The organism is Sphingobium sp., assembly GCF_041987595.1.
Classification (GTDB): Bacteria; Pseudomonadota; Alphaproteobacteria; order Sphingomonadales; family Sphingomonadaceae; genus Sphingobium.
In genome coordinates this window covers 1-740 of record NZ_JBHIWJ010000210.1, presented here as the reverse complement: position 1 = coordinate 740, position 740 = coordinate 1, and the positions used below count along the sequence as shown (strand labels likewise).

Here is a 740-nt window from a genome sequence, read left to right as displayed (position 1 = left end):
CTGAAATGTATTGATAAAGTCGCTGTTTAGCTCGGTTGTTTAATGCCGATCGGACGTTTGCCGTTATACCATCTTGAATGTTCACTAAAATATCATTCAGGTTAGCGGTGCCACCTTTAAGTTTTTGGAACCCGGAACTAGCCGCACCTTTACCACCAGCAAGCTGATCACGGATGCGGTTGAAAGGTACATAGTCCTTGTTCATTGATTGCATCGTCTTACGGCCTTCAGGCGTAACCATTCCGGCTTCTTCGTAAAAGTCCATCATGCGATCATTGAACTGTTGATACTCTTTCTGAATAGACTCAAACACCGGGTAGTCTTTACCAAGTCGAGCCCATTCCTTAGCGGTTTCTTTAGGGATCAGGTTTTCACGCTTCTGGCGGTGAAGCTCTAACGCCCGGCGGCCAGCAAAGTGACGCATTAACAAATCAATCTTCTGATCACCTTCATGTTCAGGTTTTAATTTGATTGTTTTAACTGGCTCCATCACTTCATGTAAGCTTTTACCGCTACGCTTCAGATCGCCTTTTTCGTCAAACTGAACGGTGCCATAGTTTAGAATGTAATCAGAGATACCTTCCGCACCACCATTGGCAATTCTAAATTGCTTCCAAGCTGACTCTTCAACGGTACCAATTTTACGGGTTAGCTCTTGCTCAACCTTTCTTGCTGCATGGAAACGCACGACCGCCACATTCCCGGCCAGCCCTTCGGCAAAGACGGTCTTGAGCATCGAC

Annotated in this window: 1 protein-coding gene; it reads right to left on the bottom strand. The window is 45.9% G+C overall.

What is annotated here, in order from left to right; translation table 11 throughout:
* Positions 1-740 (bottom strand): hypothetical protein (locus ACFC3J_RS22790; RefSeq protein ID WP_375198185.1); only part of this gene is annotated, 740 nt, incomplete at both ends.